This is a genomic window from Rhodococcoides fascians A44A (assembly GCF_000760735.1).
GTDB classification, from domain to species: Bacteria; Actinomycetota; Actinomycetes; order Mycobacteriales; family Mycobacteriaceae; genus Rhodococcoides; species Rhodococcoides fascians_E.
The window spans coordinates 1,630,748-1,657,006 of record NZ_JMEX01000008.1 but is presented as its reverse complement, the minus strand read 5'-3'; the positions used below and the strand labels follow the sequence as shown (position 1 = coordinate 1,657,006).

The following is a 26,259-nucleotide window of genomic DNA, read 5'->3' as shown; positions in this document are numbered from 1 at the left end:
ACGCAATTCTACTGCTAGACAACCGCATTCGTCGACGGGCGTCGGTCGACACCGATAACCCCGTGCTGTCGATGTATGGGACCGTCCAACTGGCGCAGCCGCTGTCCCGATGCGCCGCTTCGGTCAGCTATCAGCTGCGCCAGAATCGAGATGGCTGTCTCCTCGGGGGACCGCGCATCGAGATCGAGTCCGAGGGGTGAGTTCACACGCGCGATCACATGCTCGGAAAGTCCCGTAGCACGTAGTCTTTCGAGCCGCTCGGAGTGCGTGCGCCGCGAACCGAGCGCGCCCACGAAGGCGAGCTCGTCCAGCTCCAGTGCGGCCACCAACATCGGGACATCGAACTTGCTGTCGTGTGTCATCACACAGACCACCGTGCGACCGTCGAGTCTGCCGGCAGTGTGTTCGGCTTTCAGATATCGGTGCGGCCAGTCGTTCACTACCTCGTGCACGTTCGGGAAACGTTCGGTCGTCGCGAAGACGGGCCTCGCGTCGACGACGGTCACCCGGTACCCGAGCAGCGTGGCAGATGCACCCAATGCTCGGACGAAATCGTTCGCGCCGGCCAAGACCATCCGCGGCGGAGGGAGGAAAGTATGGACGAACGCGCGGGCACCGTCGCCCGATACTTCGACAATTCCGGTCGATCCCGACTCGTGCAGGCTGAGCTCACCGTTGTGAAACGCGCACGTCGACCGGTTGCCTCCTGGCACCTCCGGGTCACCCGTCACGAAACGCCGCGGCTCGTCGTCGAGCACCGTCACCAGGGCGAACCGGCGATCCTGGTCACGGGCCGCGATCAACCGATCGATCATCTGTTTGTCCGAGGGGTCAATTCGCTCGATGAACACTTCGATCTCGCCCCCACACGGGAGTCCGACCTCGAGTGCGTCGGGGTCGGAGTAGCCGAACAGCTCGCACGCGGACGTCCCGGTTGTGATGACCTCGAGCGCTGTATGAATCACAACTGATTCGACGCAACCTGCCGACAACGAACCCAACGGCTCCCCGTCAGCGGTCACGACCATGCTGGCTCCGACGGCACGCGGGCCAGCTCCGGAAGTTGCCACGACACGTGCCAACGCGACGGGAGAGGACTCCAGGAGAATACTGATGTCATCGAGCAATTCGAACATTCAAGAGCCTTTCCCGAATCGCGACGCGATTGAGATCTCGGCATTCGAGAACGCGTGCGATTACATACATCAAATCCGCCGATGCCGCGGTGTCGAGACGCGAACGATATAGCGACGACCTGGCTTCCGCTCGACGGTACGCCGCAGTAACGGCCCCTGCCACCGAACCTGCGGCCAGAGGGGTTCCCTGCCAGTACGTGCCTAACCAGTGCCTGTCCGATTCACCGATCCGCTGCAACCATGGGGCCAACAGTCGCGTCCTCACGTTCGTACAGTGACCAGGAGAGTGCAATGGCCCCACAGCACGACACCGATTCGCCCCAAGAAGCTCGCGTTCCACACAGCATGACGCGCCGAACGTTTGTCGGTACCTCTATCGCTGCAGGTGGCGCAATAGCGGCCGTTTCTTTGCTGAACGGTTGCTCCAACGAATCAACCACACCGGTCACCCCGTCCGAAACGTCGCCGGTGCGATTGACGGTGAACGGAGCCGAACGTGAACTTGCCGTTGACAATCGCACTTCCCTGCTCGACATGTTGCGGGAGCACACGGAGTTGACCGGAACGAAGAAGGGCTGCGACCAGGGCGCGTGCGGTGCCTGCACCGTCCTGTCGGACGGTCAGCGGGTGTTGTCCTGCCTGACGCTTGCCGTCCAAGCGAACGGATCAGACATCACAACCATCGAAGGCCTCGAAACAAATGGCCAATTGCATCCGCTACAGCAAGCATTCATCGACGAAGACGGCTTCCAGTGCGGCTTTTGCACCTCCGGCCAGATCCTCTCGGGAATCGGCTGTATCCGCGAAGGTCACGCCGGCTCTCCCGAAGAGATTCGAGAATCGATGAGCGGCAACATCTGTCGATGCGGTGCCTACACCAACATCGTCACCGCCATCTCCCGCGTGGCGGAACAGGGAGGTGCGTGAATCATGTTTCCTTTTCAGTACGACACGGCTGCCGATGAGGCAGCAGCACTGGACGCAGCCGACGGCGGTGCCCGTTATCTCGCCGGAGGGACCACCCTAGTCGACCTGATGCGTCAGACCGTCGAACGTCCCACCCGAGTCGTCGATATCAACGCGCTGCCCTACCGCGACATCGAACTCGACTCGAACCGCCTGCGCATCGGTGCCCTCGCTCGAATGTCGGACGTTTCGGCCGACGAACAAGTGCAGAAACAGTTTCCGATGCTCACCCAGGCGTTGGATCTCAGTGCCTCGGCGCAGCTGCGCAACATGGCTTCCATCGGCGGGAATCTACTCCAGAGGCCACGTTGCCTGTACTTCCGCGACGTCAATGCAAGATGCAACCGTCGCCAGCCCGGATCCGGCTGCGCCGCAATCGATGGCCGCAATCGCACATTGGCGATCTTCGGAACAAGCACGGAGTGCGTGGCAACCCACCCGTCCGATCTTGCTGTCGCGCTGACCGCGCTCGACGCCACGATCGTCACCCGAGATCGAGACGGAGAGCGGACGATCCCGATCGCCGACTTTTTCAGGTTGCCCGCAGACACACCCGACCGCGAGAACAACCTCGCCCCCGGAGCACTCATCACCGCCGTAGAGATCCCGGTCCGCCCTGACACCAGGCGATCCGGGTACCTGAAGGTGCGTGACCGCTCGTCGTACGAGTTCGCTCTGTGTTCGGCTGCTGTCGCGCTCGACATCAGCGACGGTACCGTTCGTTCGGCCAGAGTCGCTGCCGGCGGAGTAGGTACGGTGCCATGGCGCCTGACCGGCGTCGAGGAACGACTCGTCGGACAGAGGCCGAGCCCCGAGTTGTGGAACACCGCGGCGGACGCTGCGACAGCGGGCGCGCAACCCCTCTCCGAGAACGGATTCAAGGTGATACTGCTCCAACGCACCGTCCGACGTCAGCTCTCGAGAGTGGCGGCCCTGTCGTGACGACTCCACTGAGTGCGAGACTATCCGGTCAACCCCTCACCCGCGTCGACGGCCGTCTCAAGGTCACCGGAGCTGCGCTCTATGCTGCAGACAACCCGGTACCGGACCACCTGCACGCAGTCCTGGTGTGCAGTACTGTTTCCCGGGCAACCGTGGCGTCGATGGACACCGATGCGGCCAGCGATCATCCTGACGTCGTCAGGGTGATCACCGACTTCCCGGGTATCGAACTCCCCTACGACATCTCTCGGGTCAACTTCTTCGGCCAACCGTTGGCGGTGGTCGTCGGCAATACCCTCGAGGCAGCGACGCACGGTGCGGCACTGGTGTCCGTTCGGTACAACGAAGAAGCCCAGAGCACCAACCTCGACGACGCGTCCGGAGAGAACCGCGAACCCAGCAGAATGGAGCCCGCGTACTCCCGCGGAGACGCGGACACAGCACTTCGCACCGCGCCTGTCGTCGTCGACCGCGAATATTCCATTGCGCGCAACTATCACAACCCGATGGAGATCCCCGCGACAATTGCGTCGTGGGACGGCGACCAGCTGACAGTGTGGGACAAGGTACAGGGAATCCACTACAGCAGGGCCGCATACAGTGGCGCACTGGGAATTCCGGCCGAGAACATTCGCGTCGTCTCCCCCTTCGTGGGTGGCGCATTCGGTAGCGCCGGCGAGACCTGGCCGCATCAATTCCTGGCCGCAGAGGTAGCCCGTCAGCTTCGTCGTCCAGTGAAGCTGTCACTGACGCGACCCCAGATGTACGCCGCGATCGGCTACCGCCCCACGAGTCGTCAGCGACTGGCTCTCGGCACCGATCGTGACGGAAGATTTCTTGCCACCGTGCACGAGAGCGAAGTCGAGGTGTCGCGTTACGGAGGGTACGAGGACTCCCCCACGGAGGGGACGAGGCTGATGTACACGTCTCCGGCATTCCGGTCGGCTGCAAGCGTAGTTCCCCTCGACACCAGTGAAGCGACCTACATGCGAGGACCAGGAGCTGTCACGGGCGCGTTCGCGCTCGAATGCGCCATCGACGAAGTCGCCGAGCAACTCCGGCTCGATCCGATCGAAGTTCGGTTGAGGAACGAGCCTACGGAAGACCAGACCAACGGCACCCCGTTCTCCACGCGCAGACTCACCGAGTGCTTCCGCAGAGGTGCCGATGCGTTCGGGTGGTCTCGACGCAACGCGACCCCCGGCGCCGTACGTGACGGCGACCAGCTCATCGGTATGGGTACCGCTTCGGCGCTGTACCACACGCTTCGCTCACCGTCCTCGGCGATGGCTCGGGTCAACTCCGACGGTAGGGCCGAGATCTTCGCCGCCGCAAGTGATATCGGGCCAGGTACATACACTGCGATGACTCAGCTGGCTGCCGACGCGCTAGGTTTGCCACTCGACAGGGTCACCTTCTCCCTCGGCGACAGCGACTATCCGCAGGCCGCAACGCAATACGGGTCACAGGGAATGGCGAGCGTCGGTTCGAGCATCGAGATCACCGCGAACATTTTGCGAGATCGCATCATCCGAACCGCCGTACTCGATCCCGCATCCCCTTTGAATGGGGCTCGGCCGGATGAGATCGACGTCGTCGACGGGCAGATGCAGGTACGCGGCGACTCGGGCAGAGCTGAGACCTATCGGGACATGTTGCGCCGCCGAGGCGAGCCGAGCATCGAAGCCTCCGAGACCTACACTCCGGAAGATGTGAGTGCCCAGTTCTCCATGCACGCATACGGAGCCGTGTTTGCCGAGGTTGCTGTGGATGAGCTACTCGGAACCGTGAGGGTGCGGCGAATCTACGCCGTGTACGACGCTGGCCGAATCATCAACCCCAGGATGGCGCACAGCCAAGCCCTCGGCGGTATGACACAAGGCATTGGCATGGCGCTGCTGGAGTCCGCAGAAGTCGACTACCGCGACGGACGTCTGGTCAATGCGAATCTTTCCGACTACCTCGTACCGGTGAATGCGGACGTTCCCGTTCTGGACGCTGTCTATCTGGACGCCCGCGACGATATTGCAGATCCGATCGGCGTCAAAGGTCTGGGTGAAGTGGTGATGGTGGGAGTTCCTGCAGCGATTGCCAACGCGGTGTACAACGCCACAGGGCGCAGGGTGACCGATCTGCCCATCAGCGTCGAGAGCCTGCTTTGACCCACGGCAGAAGCAGGCTCGGCCGATAGTGCTTGCTATCGGCCGAACTTGTTCTCGGTCTCGGTCTCGGACTGTCCCACTTACGACGGATCGGTCGGATCCCCGACACTGATGACGGCGATGAGGTCTCCACCTTCGACCTGCGCGACACCGGTGATCGCAAGGCGGGTGATACGGCCGCCGCGTGGTGCGGTGATTGTGGCTTCCATCTTCATGGCCTCGATGGTGGCCAAAGTGTCCCCAACTGAGACAGAATCCCCCTCAGCCGCAACCATCGTCACGACTCCAGCGAACGGTACCGCTACGTGAGACGGATCGTTTCGATCCGCTTTCTCCGAAGCCGGGGCATCCGCGGCAATCGACCGGTCGCGCACCGACACCGGGCGCAACTGCCCGTTGAGGATGCACATAACCGTCCGCATTCCGGCGTCGTCGGGCTCCGAAATGGCCTCGAGCCCGATCAGCAGCTCCACACCCTTTTCGAGCTTCACTCGGTGCTCGTCACCCTGTCGTAGACCGTAGAAGAACTGGTTCGCCGACAACGACGAGGTGTCGCCGTACTTCTCGCGGTGTTCGGCAAGTTCCTTGGCGGGGCCGGGGAACAGTAACCGGTTCAACGCTTCTCGACGAACCGGTCCGGCTGTGTCGAGTGCTGTCTCGTCGTCGGGTGTCAGGGGTGCGTCACGGCGTACCCCGGTTCGGCCGGCGAGCGCCCTTTCGCGGAACGGTTCCGGCCATCCACCGGCTGGCGTCCCGAGATCTCCGCGCAAAAATCCGATCACCGAATCGGGGATGTCGTATTTCCCCGGGTCCGCCGCAAAGTCGTCGACACTCACTTCGGCACCCACCAGATGCAGTGCGAGATCGCCGACCACCTTCGAACTCGGGGTCACCTTGATCAACCTGCCCAATAGGCTGTCCGCGTCGGCATAGGCCCTCTCGACCAGTTCGAATCGGTCCCCGAGTCCGAGAGCGATCGCTTGCTGACGCAGGTTCGACAGTTGGCCGCCCGGAATTTCGTGACGGTACACCCGTCCTGTCGGCGAGGGGAGCCCGGACTCGAATGGCGTGTACACCTTTCGCAGAGCTTCCCAGTACGGCTCTAGATCGCACACGCTCTGCAGGCTCAAACCGGTATCGCGTTCGGTGTTCGCCGCAGCCGCCACGATGGCCGACAACGCCGGCTGGGACGTCGTGCCCGCCATTGGAGAGGACGCACCGTCGACGGCGTCCGCCCCCGCCGTCCACGCAGCGAGGTACGTCGCCAGCTGCCCACCGGGTGTGTCGTGAGTGTGCACGTGCACCGGAAGGTCGAAGTTCGCGCGCAGCGCTGTCACCAAAGTGGTCGCCGCCGGTGCCCGCAACAGACCCGCCATGTCCTTGATCGCCAACACGTGCGCGCCGGCGTCGACGATCTGCTCGGCAAGCTTCAGATAATAGTCGAGGGTGTAAAGGTCCTCTCCAGGGTTCGACAGGTCACCGGTATAGCTCAGCGCCACTTCCGCTACAGCAGAGCCGGTTTCGTGCACAGCGTCGATAGCCGGTCGCATCTGGTCGACGTTGTTCAGCGCGTCGAAGATACGGAAAATGTCGACACCGGTCTGCGCGGCCTCCGCCACGAATGCGGACGTCACCTTCTGCGGATACGGGGTGTACCCCACTGTGTTCCGGCCGCGAAGCAACATCTGTAAGCAGATGTTGGGAACCGCCTCGCGCAGGGACGCCAATCGATCCCAGGGATCTTCGTGCAGAAAGCGCAGTGCCACATCGTATGTCGCACCGCCCCAGGCTTCGATCGAGAGCAGCTGCGGTGTCGATCTGGCCACGAAGGGAGCCACGGCCATCAAACCCGTCGTGCGCACCCGCGTGGCCAGCAGCGATTGGTGGGCGTCTCGGAACGTCGTGTCCGTCACCGCCAAAGCTTTCTGCTGTCGCAGAGCTCGCGCGAAGCCATCGGGGCCCAGTGCCCGCAGTCGTTGACGACTCCCGTCCGGCGGGGCAACCGACAGGTTCAGGTCCGGCAACTTGTCTCGTGCGTAGACCACAGTCGGACGGATGCCGTGCGGCATGTTGACCGTGATATCCGCCAAATAATTCAGGATCTTCGTGCCTCTGTCACCGGATGCGAACGAGGTCAACAAGCCGGGCCGCTGCTCGATGAACGAGGTCGTGATGCGTCCGGCTCGGAAGTCCGGGTCTGCCAGAACACTCTGCAGGAACGGAATGTTCGTCGCGACTCCGCGGATGCGGAATTCGGCTACGCCCCGTTGTGCACGCGCGACCGCGGTCTCGAAATTCCGGCCACGACACGTGAGCTTCACCAGCATCGAATCGAAGTATGCGGACACCTCCGCTCCGGTAGTGGTGCCACCGTCGAGACGGATGCCTGCCCCGCCGGGCGTCCTGTAGGCGGTGATCCGGCCGGTGTCCGGCCGAAAGCCGTTGGCCGGATCCTCCGTGGTGATGCGGCATTGAAGGGCAGAGCCGCGAATCTTGATGTCCCCCTGGAGGAGTCCCAGGTCCTCCAGCGACTCGCCCGCTGCGATCCGCAACTGCGACTGCACCAGATCGACGTCGGTGATCTCCTCGGTGACCGTGTGCTCGACCTGGATACGTGGGTTCATCTCGATGAAGACATGGTTTCCGTCGCGATCGACCAGGAACTCCACGGTTCCGGCACACGCGTACCCGATTTCCCGCGCGAAGGCGACTGCATCCGCGCACAGCCGAGAACGGAGCGCCTCGGCAATGTTCGGGGCCGGAGCGATCTCCACCACCTTCTGGTGGCGGCGCTGCACCGAGCAGTCACGCTCGAACAGATGGATGACGTTGCCATAGGTATCGGCCAAGATCTGCACCTCGATGTGGCGGGGCTCGATGACCGCCTGCTCGAGGAATACCGTCGAGTCACCGAACGCCGACTCCGCCTCTCTCGCAGCAGCTTCGATCGCCTCTCGAAGATTTTCTATCTTTGCAACCCGACGCATGCCGCGCCCACCACCACCGGCGACAGCTTTGACGAACACCGGGAAAGTCATGGCCTCGGCCGCAGCCAGCAACTCATCGACATCCGACGAAGGTTCGGACGACGAGAGCACGGGCAGACCAGCCGCCTTTGCCGCTGCGATTGCCCGAGCCTTGTTGCCCGTCAATTCCAACACCGTCGACGAAGGGCCGACGAAGGTGATTCCAGCGGCAACGCACGCAGACGCCAGATCGGGGTTCTCGGACAGGAACCCGTAACCGGGGTAGATCGCGTCTGCGCCGGCGCGGACTGCGGCGTCGACGACCTTCTCGACCGAGAGGTAGTTACGAACTGGATGGCCCGGTTCACCTATCTCGTAAGCCTCGTCGGCTTTGGTGCGATGCAACGAATTTCGGTCCTCGAACGGGAACACAGCAACGGTGCCCGCTCCAAGCTCGTAGGCAGCACGGAATGCTCGAATTGCGATCTCACCGCGGTTGGCGACCAGTACTTTGGAGAACATGTGGACAGCAAACCCCTCGACGAGCTGGAATCGGACTGTTGAGTCGTGCAGAACGTCAGTCGGTCACAGATGGGTACCACTTCTGCATGAGGTCGGTCTGATCGGCGGAGCCCCCGAGTCGTTCGACTGCCTCATCCATCATCTCGGCGACCAACGATCCGACTCGCAGTTTCTGCCCGACGTGGTCTGCCAAAGCCTCGGCGAGATGCGCGTCCTTACGCATCAATTCGAGCGTGAAGCCCTGCTTCAAGTTGGGGAAAACGATCTCAGGATACGTGTAATCGGTGACATAGCTGCGCCCGGACGACACGTTCAGGACGTCGACCATGACGTCAGGGGCGATTCCGTATCGCTCTGCAAGAGTGATCATTTCGACCGTCGCGAACCGATTGCAGTGGTTCAGAAGGTTGTTGACCAGTTTCGCGGCGTGTCCGGCACCTACCGGCCCCAGGTGAAACACGTTGGAGGTGATTGTGTTCAGCAGCGGCTCGGCGCGGGCGAAATCCTCGTCGGTTGCACCGACCATGAGGGTGGCCAGACCGTCGTAGGCGCGTCGGACCCCGCCGGCGATCGGTGCGTCGATGTACGAGATCGACTTCACGGCGAGGTCGCGGACGAGTCCCTCGTCGACGATGGGGGTGCTGCTCGTGGTGTCGATGACGAGTGAACCCGGATCCATCTTCTCGGCCAGGCCGCCGTCACCAAGCAGAAGCTTCAGGACGTTGTCGGGGCCGGGAAGAGACAGGAACACGACATCGCATGTCGCGATCTCGTCGAGCGGCGCGAACCTCGCTCCCCGTTCCTCGAGGGGGGTTGCGAGGGCGGGGTTCAAGTCGTTGACCCACAGCGTGTTCGTGTCGACGAGTCGAGACGCGATGGCCGACCCCATCGCTCCGATGCCGACGAATCCAATAGTTTGCGACAAGAGTCCGCTCTCCTCATAAAGTCTGACAATTCACATACTGCTGCACTGTGAATGGATTGTCAATGAACAGAGGCCTTCCCGGCGATGTGATCGGCACCGGACCGCCGAGAAGGAGCATCGATCTGCCGGACAGACAGGGCACACAGGGCCGAGATGATGGTCGATGCCGCGATCCAGAGCACGACCGGCATCCCAGAGTCCATGTCCGCCACCAACTTCGTCAGCACCAACGGCGTCACCGCACCGCCCAGAATGACTCCCAGGGTGAACCCGATCGACAGACCCGTGTATCGGACCGCACCGTCGAACGCCTCGGCGAAGAACACGCCAATGGTTCCCCACGTCATCGAGTACCCGGTCAGCATGACCAGGTAAGCACCGAGAACGACGGCCTGGTTCTCCGTGTCGAAGGCCCGCATCCATCCGTACGCGGTCACCGCGATAGCGATATTGCCCGTGATGAAGATCTGCTTTCGACCGACGCGGTCGCTCAGCGCACCGAAGAAGATACTGGCCGCGATCACCCACACGGCCGCCGGGATGATGATCACGAGCATCTCGTTTCGTGTGAAACCATGGTTTGAGCCGTACGACAGACCGAAGACGGTCGCAGAGTAGAAGGTCACCGAGTTGCCCACGGCTGCACCGGCTATCAACAGAACAGCCATTTTGTGACGCCGGAGCACTACCAAAACAGGAGCGGGGGCTATTTCGTGCGACTTCTGCAAGGACTCGAACGCCGGGCTCTCCTCGAGCCGCAACCGAATGATCAACCCAAGGATGACGAGCAGACTGCTGATCCAGAACGGGACGCGCCACCCCCAGCTGAGGAAGGCGTCGTCGCCCATCGCCGTGCCGACCACCAGGAACACGATGTTCGCTACGATCAGGCCGCACTGGGCACCCGTCTGAACCCACGAACTGTAGAAGCCCCGCTTGCCCTTGGGGCTGTGTTCGACTGTCATCAGTACGGCACCGCCGTATTCGCCGCCCAGCGCAATACCTTGGATGAAGCGGAGAACAACCAGCAGGATGGGGGCGGCGATCCCGATTGTGGCGTACGACGGAATCAGCCCGATGGCGACAGTGGCGGTGCCCATCATCACCAGAGTCGTCACCAACGTGACCTTGCGACCCACTCTGTCCCCGAAGTGACCGAATACAACTCCGCCGAGCGGCCGTGCCACGAACGCCACACCGAACGTCGCGAGTGAGAGAAGCGTTCCGGTCACGGGGTCGGAATTGGGGAAGAACACCGTCCCGAACACCAGCGCGGCGGCGGTTCCGTAGATGAAAAAATCGTAGTATTCGATCGTGGTACCCATCAGGCTGGCGATTCCCACCCGCCTGACGTCACCCGTACTCGGTGTCCGGGACATCTTGTGCCTCAATTCCGGTCGTCGTGTGCGAGTCGCTCGCGCAGCTCGACCTTGCGGATTTTTCCACTCATCGTTTTCGGCAGGTCGTCGACCACGACGACCCGTTCAGGGCAGTAGCGCTTGGCCAAGCCGCACCCAATCAAGAACTCCCGCAACGAGTCCACCGTCACAGTCGTTCCTGGCCGGCAACGAACGAACGCACAGGCTCGTTCACCCAATCGGTCGTCGGCGTAGCCGACCACGGCCACATCCGTTACGGCCGGGTGGCGGAATATTTGACTCTCCACGGCCCCGACGGGGATGTTCTCGCCGCCGCGAATGATGATGTCCTTGGTGCGGCCCGTTATCGTCACCGACCCGTCCGCGTGCTGTATCGCTGTGTCTCCGGTTGCAAACCAACCGTCTTCGTCGAACGCATCGACGGTGGCCTCGGGGCGGTTGTGATATCCCACGAACAATCCCGTTCCACGGAGCCACAGGTCACCCACCTCTCCTGTCACTGACTCGACACTGTCGGCGGTGCGAACGGACACCTCCGCATTCGCCAATGGCAGACCGTCGGTCGTGCGATTGATGTCACCGAGTCCCGGTCGGCCGGACACTGCAATGCCGAATTCCGTCATGCCCCATGCGGGGATCACGGAGCATCCGAGCACGGCTTCCGCCTCCGACATCAGGGGTCGAGGAATGGGGGCACCGGCAACGGCAACGAGGGCCAGATCGCGCGCGTGTTCGCGGGTCAGACCCGACGAGCGAATCAGGTCGATCAGGAACGTCGGAGAACCGACCATGCACGTGATCCGCTGCGACTCAAGGACTTGTGCGCCGACCTCGGGGCTCCATTTTTCCATGAAGACAGCCGTTCCGCAGAGATACACGGTGAACAAGGCACCCCAGAAGAACCCCGTCGAATGACCGACCGGTGACATCACCAAATTTCGCATCGGTTGTCCGAGCGAATCCGGACCGACGTGTGCAGCCCAGCCTCGCACCACGACGTCGAGCGTTGCGTGCAGGTTCATCACAGCTTTGGGGGTGCTCGTCGTTCCCGATGTGAAGGCGAGCTGAGCGGGACCCAGCGGGTCGGCCGGGACCTCCACGAACGAGTCTGCGGAGCCCATGAGCCCGTCAAGCGACAATGTTCCGTCGACTGGCTCACCGACCACCACTACCGTCAGGGCGACGTTGCCCAGCACCTCCTTCGGCAAGGCGGTGGCCACGACGTCGGAGGAACCGTGGTGGCGTGAGACGATGAGCACCGTCGTCCCCGTCGCACTCGTCATGGACTTCACTTCGTGTGAGCCGTAGGTGATCGGGATCCCCGAATAAGTTGCCCCTGTGCGCAAGACGCCATAGACGACGCCGAGAAACTCCGCCGAGTTCGTCATCATGACAGATACGACGTCACGAGGCACCACGCCGCGGGACTGCAGTCCCGCGGCAACCCGACGGCTCATCGCGTCCAACTCTGAGAACGTCATCTCCCGGACGGTCCGGCCCTCGTGGTCGACGCTGACCGCCGCCACTCGGTCGGGGTGCCGCGCGACGGCCTCGTCGAGGTACTCCCACAACGAGGCGTGTCGCCACAACCCTTGGTCGAGCCTGCGCAATGCCTCGTCGGCCGAGACCACCGAACCGGCGGGCAGGTCTCGCATCATCGTGCTCATCGCGCCGAGGGAATATCGACTCGCATCGACACGATGCTGCTGTCGCGCGCGGCCTTGCGGGCTTCGACATCGAAATCCGGTGTTGCACAGAAGAACAAGGTGTGGCCATCTGTGCCTCCGAGCGCACAGGCAAAGACGCACGAGCCCGGATCTACGCTCTCCACGATCGCACCGTCGACCACCCGATGCAGCCGATCCTGCCGAATGTCAGCCAGCCACACCCCACCCTCGGAATCGATGCACGATCCGTCCGGAGCGACCGTTACCTCTTTCAACGCCTCGTCCGCGTTCGACGAAATCGGTAGCGGCCCGAACGACGCCCAGACGCGTCGGTTGACTAGATCCCCGGATTCGGTCAGGTCGAAGGCTGTCATGCGATTGCCGAACGTCTCGTTGACGAGCATGACGTCGTCGGCGGTAATGACACACCCGTTGGGGAACCACAGGTCGTCCGCCACCCGCGTGATGGTGCCGTCCGGATCGACTCGGTGAATGAATCCCCGTCGCATGTCTTCGCCGGCGTAGAGGTCGAATCCGAAGTCTCCCAGATAGGCGCGTCCGTGCCGGTCGACCACGATGTCACCGAGGAATCCTCGGACGTGGTCGGACAGATCTGCATGTACGACGAGACTGCCGTCCGCCTCACGACGCAAGAGCGTCTTGTCCATCATCGACACGATCAGAAGACGACCGTCTGGCAACCAACCGAGACCCGACGGTTGTTGGGGTACCGTCGCTTCCTCTCTCAGGTCCGAGCCGTCCTCGCAGGCCGACTGCACCTTGTGTGTGTACAGGTCGGAGAACCAGATACGGCCGTCATGCCAGCGCGCGCCTTCGGTGAATGTCAGTCCGGGAACGACGGTGTCGAACGTTGTGGGCACGGTGAACTCCTCGATGGTGGATTCTGTGTCGAGCTCAAGCACGGCGTCGTCCCCGTTGGGCATACGCATAGGTACCGACAGCGATCAGCAGAATGAAGCCGTAGATGGTTTGGCGCGTCGAATCCGGGATGTTGAGCAGCGGCGTGACGTTGTTCAACAAAGAGAGGAACAGTGCTCCGAGGATCGCACCGATGAACGAGCCTCGACCGCCCGTCAGTACAGCTCCGCCCAGGAACACGGCGGCGAAACAGGTCAACGTGTATCCCGCACCGACCGAATTGGACCCGATGCCGGTCTGCGACGCTAGGAAGATTCCACCGACAACAGCACCGAACGAACACACCAACAGTCCCACTGTGCGCACGCGGGTGACCGATTGACCGACCCGTCGGCTGGACTCCATGTCGAACCCGGTCGCCCGCAATGCGAGGCCGGAGGGGCGACGTTGGAGCCACCATTCGGCTCCGATGGCAATGACGACGAGAACGATGAAAGGTGCAGGAACGAAACCGATTCCGAGTGAGAACATCGAGTTCAACCCGGGTGCGATAGTCCCCTCAGGCTTGGGTCTGAGCACGATAGCGAGCCCAGCAATGATAGCCATCGTCGCGACGGTCGCAACGATGGCGTTCACCTTGAGCCTCTCGATCAGGAATGCGTTGAGACATCCGATGACCAGCGCGGTGAGCACGAATGCCGGTACCGCGACGAGCAAGGTGCCCGCCGACAGATCCGGTAGCACCAGCGATGCGATGACTACGGTGAGACTCATGGTGGAGCCAACCGAAATATCCAGGCCACCTGACACCATCACGTATTGCTGTCCGAGCGCGACGAACGCGAGCGGCAAAGTCAGTAGCAAGAGGTTGGCAAGGTTCTGCGGAGTCCAGAAGACCTCCGATTGCGTTCCCGTGTAGATGGACACCAGTGCCAGCAGAATCAGCAGCATCGCCACTGGAATCTGGCCTGACACCCGACCGAGTGCCCGCCCCAACCAACTCGGGCCGATGGGAAGGCCGACCGACTCGTCGTCGACATCGACCGCACCGACGAAGCTGCGAACGATTGCGGCTTCCGTTGTGGGAGAGGGCAATTCCTCAATCGCCACGCCCTTCGACATGACGACGACTCGATCGCACAGTCCTGCCAGTTCCGAGGAATCAGACGAGTTGATCACAACGGCGACACCGGAGTCCGCGGTGTCGGCAATGAGGCTGTAGATGTCCAGACGTGCTTTCGCGTCCACTCCCTGAGTGGGTTCATCCAGCATCAACACCTTGACCTGGCGCAACGCGGCGCGCGCCAGCACTGCTTTCTGCGCATTGCCACCGGAGAGCGCACTGATGGGCTGATGCGCCGATGCGGCGACAATTCCCAGACTGGCTTTCGCGCTCTCGAACTCAGAATTGAGACGGCCCGGCAGGGCCAGTCCGAACGGTCCGGCGTCCGACCCGAGTTGGGTTGTGGCATTCGCCATCACCGACAGTGGCAGAAACACCGATTCTGCAGCGCGATCGCCGCTTTGGAAACTGATTCCGGCGTCCAGCGCCGAGGGCGGACTGAGCCGCTTGATCGGAGCACCATCCACCGAGACATCGCCTGCGTGCCGGTCGATCCCGATCATTCCGCGCAGTACTTCGCGCTGCCCGTTCCCTTCGGCACCGGCAAGTCCCACGATCTCGCCGGCTGCGACGCTGATGTCGACAGGACCGTATCCTTGCCCACTGAGTCCGACGACCCTCAACCGCTCCGGTGCACCATTCACTCGCGGTGCGCGGGTGGGAAATTCGAGCGCAGTCGGCGCGCCCACCATCATCTCGACGATGTCGTCGACTTCCCAGTTTCCCGAATCGAAGGTTCCCTGGATGACGCCGTCGCGAATGACGGTCACGCGGTCGGCGAGACGCCGAACCTCAGGCAGTCGATGGCTGACGTAGACGATGGCCGTGCCCTCGTCGCGAGATGTCCGAACCAGTCCGTCGAGATGCTCTGCGTACCGCATGTCCAACGCTGCGGTGGGCTCGTCGAGCATCAGAACGAGCGGGTTGTGAGCCATGGCCTTCGCAACTTCGAGGAGCTGCCTGGAACCGGGTCCGAGAGCTCGCACTGTGTCGCCGGTTCCGAAGGGCAGGTCGAATCGTGCGAGCAGACCGTCGAGATCCTCCGGTGGCGTCTCACCGACAGAGTGGAACGAGAGTTCGACGTTCTGCCGAACGGTCAGGTCTTCCACGAGGGATGTGTCCTGGTAGGCAACCATGAGCCCGAGCTGACGAGCTCGCCGCACACCGCTTCCGGCGAGCTCCGTGCCACCGATCAACACATTGCCCTGCTCCGGCGTGAGTACACCGGAGGCCGATTTGATCAGAGTCGACTTGCCGGAACCGTTTTCGCCGACGAGCGCATGCACCTCGCCTGGTCGTACGTCGAAGGAGATCGAGTCGAGCGCTCGGACACCCGGGTATACCTTGGTGACATCGGTCATCACCAATACTGGATCGAGGTTGGTTGTCGACGCCTGCTCGACGGGAGAATTCGCTACGGTCATGACGCGGACAATGCGAGCGCGATCTGAGCGGGCGTCAGAAGACTCGGAACCGGTGTGCTGGCGGGGATGGATGGGTCGGCATTCTGCAGTACGCTGTCGAGCGGAACCACCGGGTTGGGCGAAATCATCTGCCGGTTGACGTCCTGCCCCGCTCTGAGCATGATTCCCGCAGTAACTGCGATTCGTCCGCTCCATACCTGACTATTGGTGACGAAGCTGGTTGGGTTGAGGTTGGCGTTCCGAGCTTCCGTGAACGCGGTCAGCCAGGACTGGTTCACCACGTCGGACATGACGACCGGCGGTGTCTGGCCGCGGTCGACGAACGGACGCACCAAGTCTTCGGGGGTGTAGTCGTACACGATTGCACCCGGTGTGGTTCCGGACGACAGGAGTGCGTTGGCTGCCTGGGCTGTTCCCTGGGGAGTCCACTGCGTGAATCCTTCCAGTGCGCGAGTCCACCCTGCGGCTTGCATCGACCGCTCGAAGCACGGCTGCCATGTTGCTGCGTTGCTGTTTCCCGGGATTCCGGTGTACATCGCGTAGGACTTGTTGGGCGCGTTCGTCGCGGCGATCGCTGCACCTGCTTCGGTGTAGGTCTGGCAAAGGTCCGGAACCACCTGAGCCGCTACCGTTTCGACCACATCGTCGGGCAACGGTGTTTGGGCCTCGACGACGAGAATGCCGGCGTCCTTCGCCTGCTGCAGGACGGGGCCCACGGCTCCACCGTAGATCGAGTTGAGCACGATGACGTCGACGCGCTGTGCCACCAAGCTCTGGAAATTGGCGAGGAAACCGGCGACATCGGTGGACGAGTTGTAGACGATCTTCGCGACCTGCGGCGACGCTATCGCCTGAGCGGTGATCTCGCCTCGGAAGATGCTGCGCCACGGGTTGACGTTGTCGTTTGCGAACGCGACGGTGAGCGATCCGCGGCCGGTTTCGCAGACGTTGCTCTGCATGCACTCCGCAAACGTCTGATCTTGCTCGCCGGTGAGAGGAACGGATGCCACGGCCATGGTGTTCAGGATGGTCGGGTCGAGTGAATCCGCGGGAATCGGCTGTAGGAAGGCCTTGTCGATGGTCGCCTGCAGGGCCTCGGGAGTGGCGATATCGGCCGACACCGGTTCCACAGACGCACCGCTGCCGCTATCCCCGGCAGTAGTGCTCGAGCAGCCTGCAACCAAGGCCGCTGCAGCCAAGGCTGCGGCGTATCGAGCGCGCCGTGAACGGGCACGATGGCGCTGATTGGGCAGTGACGCGGAAGATCTCATATCTGACTCCATGTGTTGGGGGAACGCGGGACCGAAGAAGGGAACATGTCAGCTCTTGCTGCGAAGCAACCGGGTGAATCGACGGACGCTGCTGGCGCCGACCGTTCCTACGGTGATTGCGGCGACGGCGATCACCAGGGCGGCGCCCTGGACGATCGTTCGGGCACCGGCGGAGAGGCCGAGGATCGCAAGAGCCTGGTCGAGCAACTGGAGAAAGATGCATGCGACGACGACGCTGGCGACACTCGCGGGCCCGCCCGCAAAAATTCCGCCTGCGATTCCGACCGCGGTCACCGTGGCCAGCTGATACGGAACACCCACGGTGCTGTCCGGCGTACCGACGAACCCGGACAGCAGCACTCCGGAGAGTCCGTAGAGAAGGCCTGCAGCCGCGAAGCTCGACAGCCGCACTCGGGTGACTCTGACTCCTAGCGCGCGCGCCGCTCTCGGATTCGAACCCACCTCCGCGACTCGTCGACCCGCACGTGTCAGGTGCAGTACGCCCGCGAGGAGTGCGGCCAGTACGACTGCGACCAGGAAGCACGCGTTGACGCGGAAGACCGACAGCTGCGCGAAGTCTTGGAGAGCTTGGGGCGCTTGCCCGGTCAGCGAGAAGGAGACGCCGGTCGAGTAGCTGATGAGGCCGGTGACGATTCCGAACGTCGCCAGCGTGACGATCAGTGAGTTGAGTCCGAGAACCGAGATCAATATCCCGTTCACCGTGCTGATCACCACCGCCATCGCTACCGCTGCGACGAGGACGAGCGGGGCGTTGGCACCGTCCCCGCCGTAGTGGACGATGATTCCCGCCACTGCCGCAAGAATTGCCGGCACGGAGAGGTCGATAGCTCCGAGCATGATGATGAGCATCTGCCCCATGGAAGCGAGCGCAAGTGTCCCGGCGAGCGCCGTGACAACCCAGACCGAGTCTCCCTTGAGGCTGGCAGGTGCAACGATGAGCGCTGCAACGATGAGGAGCGCCAACGCGGCCCATGCCGCGAGGTAGCGACCGGGGTATCGATACTTGATGTCGGTCAGTCTGCGCGTGCTCCTCTTGGGAGCATGCGAACTCGCCGCCGTCGAACCACTCTGCACGACCGTTGACATTTGGTAACTCTCTTTACATTCAGCGAAAAAGACTGACCGAGGTGATGGCTGTCACAGCATGACTCAGAGTCGAGTCTCCGGTCAAGGCTTTCGGTCAAACAATTTACTGACTGTAGTGTTGAGCATGCCAGTGAATGCCGCGCAGGCTCACCATGTCCGGTCGTCAGCTCAAAGCCTGGCGAGAATCGTCCGCGCGCGAGAAATGACCGGTGGATCCACCATCTCACCGTCGATGGCGACAGCTCCCCCGCCTTCGGAAACCCAACCTGCATCGACGGCCGCCGCGACGCGACGCGCCCAGGCGATATCGGCCTCCGACGGACGTAGGACGTCGTGCACCAAGTCGACCTGACGTGGATGAATACACAGCTTGCCAGTGAGTCCCATTGCTTGTGCATGCATCACGTCGTCGATCAGACGTGCCGGGTCGTCCAACGACGTGGTGACACCGTCCACCGGGCCGGCGATTCCGGCTCCGGCGCTGGCAAGGACCAACTGAGACCTTGTGTAGAGGAACGCATCCCGTGAATCAGGATCGACCCGCAACGCTGCGGCAAGGTCGATGTGTCCGAGAGCAACCCGAACCACTCCCTCGGCGGCCGCGATCGACTCCGCCCGAAACACTCCGGCGGGTGTCTCGATCAGTGGTACCAACGGCAGTCCCGATCGGCGGTGCAAGGCCTCGACCATGACCGGAGAATCGGTCTTGGGGACCATGAGGGGCACACCGAATCTGCGCAACGAATCGATCTCGTTCTCGTGCCACCGCGAGTTCACCGCATTGATACGAACTATCGACACCGACTGTCGCCGTCCCGGTTCGAGCCACTGGACAACCGAGGCCAGTGCCGTGGACTTGTCGCCCGCACTCACCGCGTCTTCCAGGTCGAGAACAACGACATCCGATCCCGATGCATGAGCTTTCTCGAACCGGTCGGCTCGTGACGCCGGGACGAAGAGGAAGCTTCGGGCAGCTCCGATCTGCGCATGGACGCTCATCTCACGATCACGATCGGACGCCACACCAGCACCGTGGACGAACCCTGGTCGAGCGCGTCACGGCTCGAGGTGACAACTCGCAGTCCGAGAGCCCGGAGCCCGTCGGCGCTCGAGTCCACACTTTCGATCGTCACGGTCGAGGTGAGAAAATCTCCCTCGCGCACGGGGCCTACGTGATCGCAGCCATGCCAGCCGGCGACCGCAACGATTCCCGGAACGGCTTGACACACGTGATGGAACGCGATCCCGATGGAGTGACCGCCGTACACCAGCCTCTCTCCTCCTCCCGCCTCCGAATCGTGATGCACGCGTGCGACGTTCCCCGTCATCCGCGCGAGTTCGGGGGCACTGGAGACCACGTCGCCGCCGAGTACGTCGAGCTCGGTGCCCACCTCCCACGTCGTCGGACCGCCCGGTTCTGACAATTCGTGAACGTTCCATCCCGCCACCGACGAGAACAAGCCGGGATGTGCGGACGAGTCCGTTTCCGATGAGATGTCGTCGCGGTGGTCGGTCTCGGGGGCGAGCGGTGAGAGCAGAACCATCGCGCATCGGCGGTAGTCGAGGACTGTTCGCCCGTGCTGATCCACCGTGGTGATACGCAGTACGACGAGTCCCGTCGGCGGCCGGTCCGGCCGGCGGGCGTTCTCACGAAGGGCTTCGACGACTGTCGTGGTTCGCAGAGTGTCGCCGACCACGGGAGAACGATGAAAATGCAGCCCTCGGTAGAACAGATTTGCTCGTACGTGTTGTGTTGCCGGTGTCGACTGGCCGATCGAGATGTCCCACACCAGAGCGGGGTTGACGATCGAGCCGCCGCAGATCGCCTGCGCGGACGCACGATCGAGGGACAGTGCATACCGGTTGCCCACGATCGAACTGTGCACCGCAGCGAGCCCGTCGGTCAGCGTTACCGCCGGCGCGGTATCGAACAGCTGGCCCACGACCAGTTCATCGAAATAGGGACTCCGGACCGATTTCCGAGGGGACTCGACCACCGACATGCACATACCACCATTCACGAGTTGACCGATGAACAGCTAGACTACTGTCAGATTATTGATTGGCTGCAAGGTTTTGCCGTAGATGTTGCTGAGATCCAGTCGGTGGGAACTCACTCGCAACCGGAAGAACGTGCACTCGGGCTACAGCGTGGGAGACTGTGAAAATACCGCCGCAATCTCGATACTTGCACCTCACACAACGCCTTCTGGAGATTCCATGACGTCATCCTCGACCAACTCGTTCAAAGCGCGACAGGTGACTCGTCCGCGCGATCAAGTCGAAGCGCAGTTGCGGGAAGCGATTCTGGACGGACGGTTCAAGCAGGGCGCCAAGCTTCCCCCCGAAACCGAGTTGGCCCAGCTCTTCGGGGTCAGCCGACCCACCGTGCGGGAGGCACTCGGAGCCCTGGTCAGCTCCGGCCTGATACGAAAGATCCCTGGAGTGGCAGGGGGTAGCTTCGTCAACACCGTGACCCCGCACTCGCTCAGTCAGATGCTGACCGAGTCGATGGACACCATCGTGCGCATCGGCGCGTTGGATATCGAGGAGATCACCGAGGTTCGCCGCCTCCTGGAAATTCCGGCCGCGGAATGGGCTGCGCGCAACCGAACGGACGAGGACATCGCCAAGATTCGCAGCGTCATCGACCTGCAGAAGAACATCACGATCGACGATCCCGAGATCCCGGAATACGACCTTCGCTTCCACACCGCGATCGGATACGCCTCCGGCAATCGCCTGCTCGCCGCATTCATCTCGTCCGTACACGATGCGACTCACCCCGCCCAATACTTGGACGTGACTCCCGAGGTCGCCAAGAAGACGGTTCGTCAGCACATTGCCATCGAGGCTGCCATAGAGGCGGGCGACGCGGAGAAGGCCGGCGCGGCGATGCGCGAACATTTGGACTTCGTCCTTCAGTACTCGCTTCCCTGCTAATTCCCGCAGCATCGGCGATATTGTCAGACATTATCCTGGCTGCTATTTTGGGGATCATGAGTACTACAGAACCGCAGCCGGCCGACGCGCCATCGAGAATTCTGGTCACGGGAGCTGCAGGTTTCGTCGGCTCCCACGTGGTGGAATTGTTGGCTGCCCAGTCGGACGCAGCGGTGCATGCCACAGACGCGGGCGGCGAGGCCATGCTGGGGCAACTGGACCAATTGCCCAATGTGACTGCCTCTCTCGCCGATCTACGCGATCGGTCTGCAATCACCTCGCTGGTTCGTGACGTCGATGTCGTTGTTCACCTCGCAGCCGTGCGAACCAAAGCGTCCTCCTCGAACACCCGCGACGCACACGAAGTCAATGTCGGCTCGACCTACGACCTGTTGACGGCGGCAAGCGACGCCGATGTCCGTCGGTTCGTCTTCGGGTCGTCGCACACGGTGTACGGCTCGTTCCCCAATCCGAACAGACGGCCGTTCGCAGAGGACGAACCGTGGGCCTGCACAGGCATCAACATGTACGCGGCCACCAAGCTCGCCGCCGAGGCTTATTGTGAGGCGTTCGCATCCGCAGGTGGTCCCGACTATTTGGCTTTACGACTCGGCACGATTTACGGCCCCCGCACCAGCCCCGGGTCGAACGGGTCGTTGATGACCGACCTGCTCGCGGCTGTTCACGACGGCCGGACACCGACCATTCCATGGGCCTCGGGCGCTCGACACGGCTTGATTCATGTTTCGGACGTTGCCGAAGCCGTCCGTCGCGCGATCGAATCCGATGCGACGGGAATGGCCGTGAACGTTTCCGGAACTCCGCGAACCTCCACAGAGATCTACGGCACCCTCGCCGAGCTGGCCGGGAGCGATCCAACGGCAATCGTCTTCGACGAGAACCGGACTCGGCATCAACTGGTCAGCCAGCGGAGGATGCAGGAGGTGCTGGGCTTCACGCCGCAGGTCGAACTGAAGGACGGCTTGCTCAGTGTGATCGAGTGGTTCCATTCGACGCAAGAGTGAACGACGAACGACGCCGACCTCACGGTCGGCGTCGTTCGTGGATACACGTCGATTCAGAAAACGATGACACCCTTACCTGCACGCTGCTGGTCGAATTCCTCGTACGCCTCGGACACCTCGTCCAACTTCCATCGGTGAGTGAAGAGGGCGTCGACCGGAAGGTTTTGCGCCACAATGAAATCGGCGCATTCCTTCTGCCCCACCCAGGACATCGACCATGACGTCATGACCGTCAGTTGGCGTCGAAGGTACGGCAACACGCCGATTCGAATCTCGGCACCGACACCCACGAAACATGCACGACCCCATCGCGCCAGACTGTCGATCAACGCGGCAGCTGCGATCGACGAACCTGACGTCTCCAATCCGACAGGAACGCCGTCGGCACCAGCAATTTTCCGAATCGCCTCCGGTACAGGCCCGCTCGCCGGATCGACGGCGGCCACCGCGCCGAAAGCGAGAGCCTGCTCGCGCCTCTCCGCGTTCAGGTCCACCGCGATGACGCGCGCGCCCAAGGCCGTCGCAAGCATGGTTGCCGACAGGCCGACCGGACCCTGACCGAACACCACCACGAACTTGCCGCCGACGTCGCCCACACGGTCGAGTGCGCCCCACGCAGTGCCCGTTCCGCACGAGATAGCAGCGCCCGCCTCAAAACTCAGTGTGTCGTCGAGTGGAACCAGTGTCGACGCCGGGACCTTGACGTAGGGCGCGTGACCACCGTGGTCGTCGCTTCCGAGCACCACGATCGGCTGCACAAGACACATCTGCGACCACCCCGACCGGCAGTCGGAGCAGGCCCCGCAACCGATGTAGTGGTGGATCATCACACGGTCTCCGACTTTCGCCACAGCATCGGACACACCCTCACCCACCGAGTGCACCACGCCTGCGGGCTCGTGTCCGGCGATACAGCGTCCGGCACTATCAGCTGCGGCGCGGTAATAATTGAGGTCACTTCCACACAGTCCCGACGCCTTGGTCGCCACGACGACCTCACCCTTACCCGGTGTGGGCTCGGGGAAATCACGCAACTCGATCTTGCGGTCGCCGAGATATACAGCTCCTTGCATCACTATCTCCCATCTCACTTCTCGAGTGGTATGCAGCGGTACGCCGGCTAACCGACGACCCCGCGTACGCGTAGTCCAGCAAGCTCGGCGTTCGACAATCCCAGCGCGTCGCCGAGAATTTCGTCCGTGTGCGCAGACAAGTCCGGTGCCGCACATGACTTCGCGTGTACATCGCCCCACCGCCACGGCGCGGCAGCGCTGAGCATGGTTCCGACTCCCGGCTGTTCGATTTGGTGCACGATGCCGGTTGAGTCCTCGAGCGCGATCTTCACGACCTCGCTCATGTCGCGGTACGGGCTCCACAGCACTCTCGCTGCGTCCAGCGATTTTTCTACGTTCGCGAAATCGCGCGTCGCGAACCAGGGCCGAAGTATCGATTCGATCGTATCCCGGAATCGGTACCGCGCACCCTCGTCGTCGAGATCCGCACCGAATGTCTGTGCCAGCGCTGTGAATATGCTCTCGGTGCCCGTGGCTCGCTGCAGGGCGTGCCACTGGCCTGTCGTCAGGGCAACCACCATCACGCGTCGTCCGTCGGACGTCTCGAAATCGACACCGAAGGTGCCGAACATGTGATTGCCCAGTCTCTCTCTGGCACTCCCGGATTCGTGCGCCTCGGCCAGCCAGCCCATCTCCGCTACACCGGCGAGCGCCACGTCCGACAAGGCAACGTCGACCTTGGACCCGCGTCCCGTTCGGTCCCGGTGGACAACAGCCGCCGCCACCGACGTGGCCGCGATCATTCCTGTCACCAGGTCCCACGCAGGCAGCACATGGTTGACAGGCCCGATCCGGTCACTCGGACCGGTCATCATCGGCACACCGACCTCTGCGTTGATCGAGTAGTCGACCGCCGGCAGTCCCCCCCTACGCCCCTCGATATGGACGTGGATGGCGTCGGCGCGGCGCGCGATCAGCTGCTCGTGTCGAATTCGGCTGCGCCCTACCATGTTGTCGACCAGGATCCCCGTGCCGGGACCGGGTGCGGTCACCAGCCCGAGCAGAAGCTCCAGCCCCTCCTCGGTGCGGTGGTCGATAGTCACGGAGCGCTTACCCCGATTCAGATTCGTCCAGAACAGGCTCGCCCCGGTACGGGAAAGCGGCCATCGTCCCGCATCGCTCCCGCCCGTGGGTGGATCGACCCGAATGACATCCGCACCGAGCTGGGACAACGCCAACCCGGCAGACGGCCCGGCGACGAACGACGACGCCTCGATGACGCGGATGCCCGCGAGCGGACCCGTCACCCGACCGATCACGGCATCGCCAGCGACGGGTCCGCTGCGACGAGGGCGTCGGCCACCTCCGCCGAGACACCAACCGCCTTCAACTCGACATACGCTTCGAGCCCCTCGGGCCCGTTCTCCCGGCCAAGTCCGCTGAGCTTTATTCCGCCCATGGGCGCGGAGAAGCCGGCCGGATTTCCATTGACCTCGACGGTGCCGGTGTGGATCCGTTCGGCGACACGCAGACCGCGCTGAGCGTCACCGGTAAACACCGCGCCGTTCAGCCCGTAATCGGAATCGTTTGCCAACTCGATAGCGTGTGCCTCGTCGCGGTACGACAGCACCGACACGACCGGACCGAAGATTTCTTCGCGCACAATCTTCATGTCGGGGGTGGCATCGACAAAGACTGTTGGTTCGACGAACCAACCACGATCCAGATGGGCGGGTCGACCACCGCCCAGAACGCACCGTGCACCCTCTGCTCGACCGGCAGCGATGTATCCCTCCACGATGGTGCGCTGGCGTTCGGTCACCATCGGACCGATCTGGGTGTCGGGGTCCATCGGGTCGCCCACAGGCATAGCGGACACCATGTCCACGAGGCGGTCGGTGAACTCCTCCTGCTGCGACTGGTGCACCAGAATGCGTGTCTTGAGCGAGCACACCTGACCGCTATTGCGGAACGATCCCATGCGGAGCGCTTCGACAGCCGCGTCCAGGTCGGCGTCGGGAAGCACGACCGCCGCCGACTTGCCGCCGAGCTCGAGAGTCACACGCCGCAGATCCTCGCCACAACGCGCCGCGATGCTTCGTCCCGCCGCGGGGGATCCCGTAAACGTGACCTTGTCCACCATCGGGTGTCCCACGAGGTAGGCGCTCGCCTCTCGGCCTGCAGGAACGACGTTCAGAACGCCCGGCGGCAGACCGGCTTCGGTAGCCATCTCGGCCAAGAGGTAGGCATCCAACGGTGTTTCCGGCGAGGGCTTGAGCACCATCGTGCAGCCCGCGATGAGAGCGGGTACGAGCTTCTGCACATTGATCGACAACGGCATGTTCCACGGCGACACCGCGGCGACGACGCCGACCGGGCTCCGCGTGACAAGAGCATTGGCCGATCCGGAACGTCGCAGCGCTCGCCACGGGAAATCAGCGGCGATGTCGAGGGACGCGTCGATGACCCTGACCGGGTTTGCCGCCTGAATCGTCCTCGATTGCGTAATTGGACAACCCATCTCGGTCGTGATGGTGGTAGCGAGATCCTCCGCGTTCTCGACGAACAGCTGCCGTAGTCGACGCAGAATCTCCAGACGATCGTCGAGCGTGGTGTTCGACCACTTGCCGTCGTCGAACGCCATGCGCGCAGCGCGAACGGCGGTGTCCATGTCCTCGATGGATCCCGCAGGCACCGTGCCGTACACCTCACCTGTCGTCGGAGAGACGAGCTCGGTCACCTCCGACGAGGCGGGCGCGATCCACTTACCGTCGACGAAAATTGTTTCGTACGTTGACCTCTGCATCGA

At 62.7% G+C, this 26,259-nt stretch carries 19 protein-coding genes; 5 read left to right on the top strand and 14 right to left on the bottom strand.

The genetic code is table 11. The annotated features are described in order from the left end of the window. Positions 1 to 14: 14 nt before the first annotated feature. Positions 15 to 1,136, bottom strand: coding sequence for an XdhC family protein (locus tag BH95_RS20060; RefSeq protein ID WP_052060102.1), 1,122 nt, complete (start codon positions 1,134 to 1,136; stop codon positions 15 to 17). A 291-nt stretch (positions 1,137 to 1,427) separates the two neighbouring features. Here BH95_RS20060 and BH95_RS20055 point away from each other — a divergent pair, with 291 nt between their 5' ends. From BH95_RS20055 to BH95_RS20045, 3 genes are read left to right on the top strand one after another with little or no spacing between them, the layout of a single operon-like run. After that, the gene (locus BH95_RS20055) at positions 1,428 to 2,063 is read left to right on the top strand and encodes a (2Fe-2S)-binding protein (RefSeq protein ID WP_037183729.1); all 636 of its coding nucleotides are present in this window, start codon (positions 1,428 to 1,430) and stop codon (positions 2,061 to 2,063) included. Positions 2,064 to 2,066: 3 nt separating this feature from the next. Beyond that, entirely contained in the window at positions 2,067 to 3,044 is a 978-nt protein-coding gene (locus tag BH95_RS20050) for an FAD binding domain-containing protein (RefSeq protein WP_037183726.1), read from the top strand. Beyond that, positions 3,041 to 5,206, top strand: coding sequence for a xanthine dehydrogenase family protein molybdopterin-binding subunit (locus tag BH95_RS20045; protein ID WP_037183724.1), 2,166 nt, complete (start codon positions 3,041 to 3,043; stop codon positions 5,204 to 5,206). Before BH95_RS20050 ends, BH95_RS20045 begins: the two co-directional genes overlap by 4 nt. Positions 5,207 to 5,286: 80 nt before the next feature. Here BH95_RS20045 and BH95_RS20040 read toward each other — a convergent pair whose 3' ends face one another. From BH95_RS20040 to BH95_RS19995, 10 genes are all read right to left on the bottom strand, one after another. Continuing rightward, positions 5,287 to 8,694, bottom strand: a complete 3,408-nt coding sequence (locus tag BH95_RS20040) for a pyruvate carboxylase (RefSeq protein WP_037183722.1) — start codon at positions 8,692 to 8,694, stop codon at positions 5,287 to 5,289. 55 nt (positions 8,695 to 8,749) lie between these two features. Beyond that, positions 8,750 to 9,619, bottom strand: coding sequence for an NAD(P)-dependent oxidoreductase (locus BH95_RS20035; protein WP_037183720.1), 870 nt, complete (start codon positions 9,617 to 9,619; stop codon positions 8,750 to 8,752). 59 nt (positions 9,620 to 9,678) lie between these two features. After that, positions 9,679 to 10,944, bottom strand: a complete 1,266-nt coding sequence (locus BH95_RS20030; RefSeq protein WP_244165061.1) for an MFS transporter — start codon at positions 10,942 to 10,944, stop codon at positions 9,679 to 9,681. Between the two features lie 62 nt (positions 10,945 to 11,006). Further along, positions 11,007 to 12,665, bottom strand: a complete 1,659-nt coding sequence (locus BH95_RS20025) for an AMP-binding protein (protein ID WP_037183718.1) — start codon at positions 12,663 to 12,665, stop codon at positions 11,007 to 11,009. Next, positions 12,662 to 13,588 carry an SMP-30/gluconolactonase/LRE family protein gene (locus BH95_RS20020; protein ID WP_306430906.1) on the bottom strand — a complete coding sequence of 309 codons (927 nt, stop codon included), beginning with the start codon at positions 13,586 to 13,588 and terminating at the stop codon, positions 12,662 to 12,664. The genes BH95_RS20025 and BH95_RS20020 overlap by 4 nt, the downstream gene beginning before the upstream one ends. Next, complete coding sequence (locus BH95_RS20015) at positions 13,581 to 16,091, bottom strand: ATP-binding cassette domain-containing protein (RefSeq protein ID WP_037183716.1); 2,511 nt, start codon at positions 16,089 to 16,091, stop codon at positions 13,581 to 13,583. Before BH95_RS20015 ends, BH95_RS20020 begins: the two co-directional genes overlap by 8 nt. Next, positions 16,088 to 17,221: a substrate-binding domain-containing protein gene (locus BH95_RS20010; RefSeq protein WP_037183714.1), complete on the bottom strand. Its 1,134-nt coding sequence runs from the start codon at positions 17,219 to 17,221 to the stop codon at positions 16,088 to 16,090. Before BH95_RS20010 ends, BH95_RS20015 begins: the two co-directional genes overlap by 4 nt. Before the next feature lie 189 nt (positions 17,222 to 17,410). Next, entirely contained in the window at positions 17,411 to 18,469 is a 1,059-nt protein-coding gene (locus BH95_RS20005; RefSeq protein ID WP_037183712.1) for an ABC transporter permease, read from the bottom strand. Positions 18,470 to 18,637: 168 nt separating this feature from the next. Beyond that, the gene (locus BH95_RS20000; RefSeq protein WP_080738113.1) at positions 18,638 to 19,492 is read right to left on the bottom strand and encodes an HpcH/HpaI aldolase/citrate lyase family protein; all 855 of its coding nucleotides are present in this window, start codon (positions 19,490 to 19,492) and stop codon (positions 18,638 to 18,640) included. After that, positions 19,465 to 20,472, bottom strand: a complete 1,008-nt coding sequence (locus tag BH95_RS19995; RefSeq protein WP_037185282.1) for a MaoC family dehydratase — start codon at positions 20,470 to 20,472, stop codon at positions 19,465 to 19,467. The genes BH95_RS20000 and BH95_RS19995 overlap by 28 nt, the downstream gene beginning before the upstream one ends. Positions 20,473 to 20,689: 217 nt before the next feature. Here BH95_RS19995 and BH95_RS19990 point away from each other — a divergent pair, with 217 nt between their 5' ends. Next, a complete protein-coding gene (locus BH95_RS19990; protein ID WP_037183709.1) occupies positions 20,690 to 21,412 on the top strand; it encodes a FadR/GntR family transcriptional regulator in 723 nt (240 codons plus the stop codon). A 56-nt stretch (positions 21,413 to 21,468) separates the two neighbouring features. Further along, positions 21,469 to 22,437, top strand: coding sequence for an NAD-dependent epimerase/dehydratase family protein (locus BH95_RS19985; RefSeq protein WP_037185279.1), 969 nt, complete (start codon positions 21,469 to 21,471; stop codon positions 22,435 to 22,437). A 53-nt stretch (positions 22,438 to 22,490) separates the two neighbouring features. On the opposite strand, the gene BH95_RS19980 is transcribed toward BH95_RS19985, so the two are convergent. Genes BH95_RS19980 through BH95_RS19970 form a run of 3 tightly spaced genes read right to left on the bottom strand, consistent with a single transcriptional unit; the run spans position 22,491 to position 26,256 of the window. Then, on the bottom strand, positions 22,491 to 23,510 hold the full coding sequence (locus BH95_RS19980; RefSeq protein WP_037183708.1) for a zinc-dependent alcohol dehydrogenase family protein: 1,020 nt from the start codon (positions 23,508 to 23,510) through the stop codon (positions 22,491 to 22,493). Positions 23,511 to 23,557: 47 nt separating this feature from the next. Beyond that, positions 23,558 to 24,757, bottom strand: coding sequence for a CoA transferase (locus BH95_RS19975; RefSeq protein WP_244165059.1), 1,200 nt, complete (start codon positions 24,755 to 24,757; stop codon positions 23,558 to 23,560). An 8-nt stretch (positions 24,758 to 24,765) separates the two neighbouring features. Next, a complete protein-coding gene (locus BH95_RS19970; RefSeq protein ID WP_037185277.1) occupies positions 24,766 to 26,256 on the bottom strand; it encodes an aldehyde dehydrogenase in 1,491 nt (496 codons plus the stop codon). Between the last annotated feature and the right edge of the window lie 3 nt (positions 26,257 to 26,259).

Coding starts and splice junctions, on each gene's coding strand:
- BH95_RS20005 (WP_037183712.1), bottom strand. CDS start 18,469: ATGTCAACGGTCGTGCAGAGTGGTTCGACGGCGGCGAGTTCGCATGCT.
- BH95_RS19995 (WP_037185282.1), bottom strand. CDS start 20,472: ATGTCGGTGGTCGAGTCCCCTCGGAAATCGGTCCGGAGTCCCTATTTC.
- BH95_RS20025 (WP_037183718.1), bottom strand. CDS start 12,665: ATGAGCACGATGATGCGAGACCTGCCCGCCGGTTCGGTGGTCTCGGCC.
- BH95_RS20060 (WP_052060102.1), bottom strand. CDS start 1,136: ATGTTCGAATTGCTCGATGACATCAGTATTCTCCTGGAGTCCTCTCCC.
- BH95_RS20040 (WP_037183722.1), bottom strand. CDS start 8,694: ATGTTCTCCAAAGTACTGGTCGCCAACCGCGGTGAGATCGCAATTCGA.
- BH95_RS19985 (WP_037185279.1), top strand. CDS start 21,469: ATGAGTACTACAGAACCGCAGCCGGCCGACGCGCCATCGAGAATTCTG.
- BH95_RS19970 (WP_037185277.1), bottom strand. CDS start 26,256: ATGCAGAGGTCAACGTACGAAACAATTTTCGTCGACGGTAAGTGGATC.
- BH95_RS19990 (WP_037183709.1), top strand. CDS start 20,690: ATGACGTCATCCTCGACCAACTCGTTCAAAGCGCGACAGGTGACTCGT.
- BH95_RS20030 (WP_244165061.1), bottom strand. CDS start 10,944: ATGGGTACCACGATCGAATACTACGATTTTTTCATCTACGGAACCGCC.
- BH95_RS19980 (WP_037183708.1), bottom strand. CDS start 23,510: ATGCAAGGAGCTGTATATCTCGGCGACCGCAAGATCGAGTTGCGTGAT.
- BH95_RS20055 (WP_037183729.1), top strand. CDS start 1,428: ATGGCCCCACAGCACGACACCGATTCGCCCCAAGAAGCTCGCGTTCCA.
- BH95_RS20015 (WP_037183716.1), bottom strand. CDS start 16,091: ATGACCGTAGCGAATTCTCCCGTCGAGCAGGCGTCGACAACCAACCTC.
- BH95_RS20050 (WP_037183726.1), top strand. CDS start 2,067: ATGTTTCCTTTTCAGTACGACACGGCTGCCGATGAGGCAGCAGCACTG.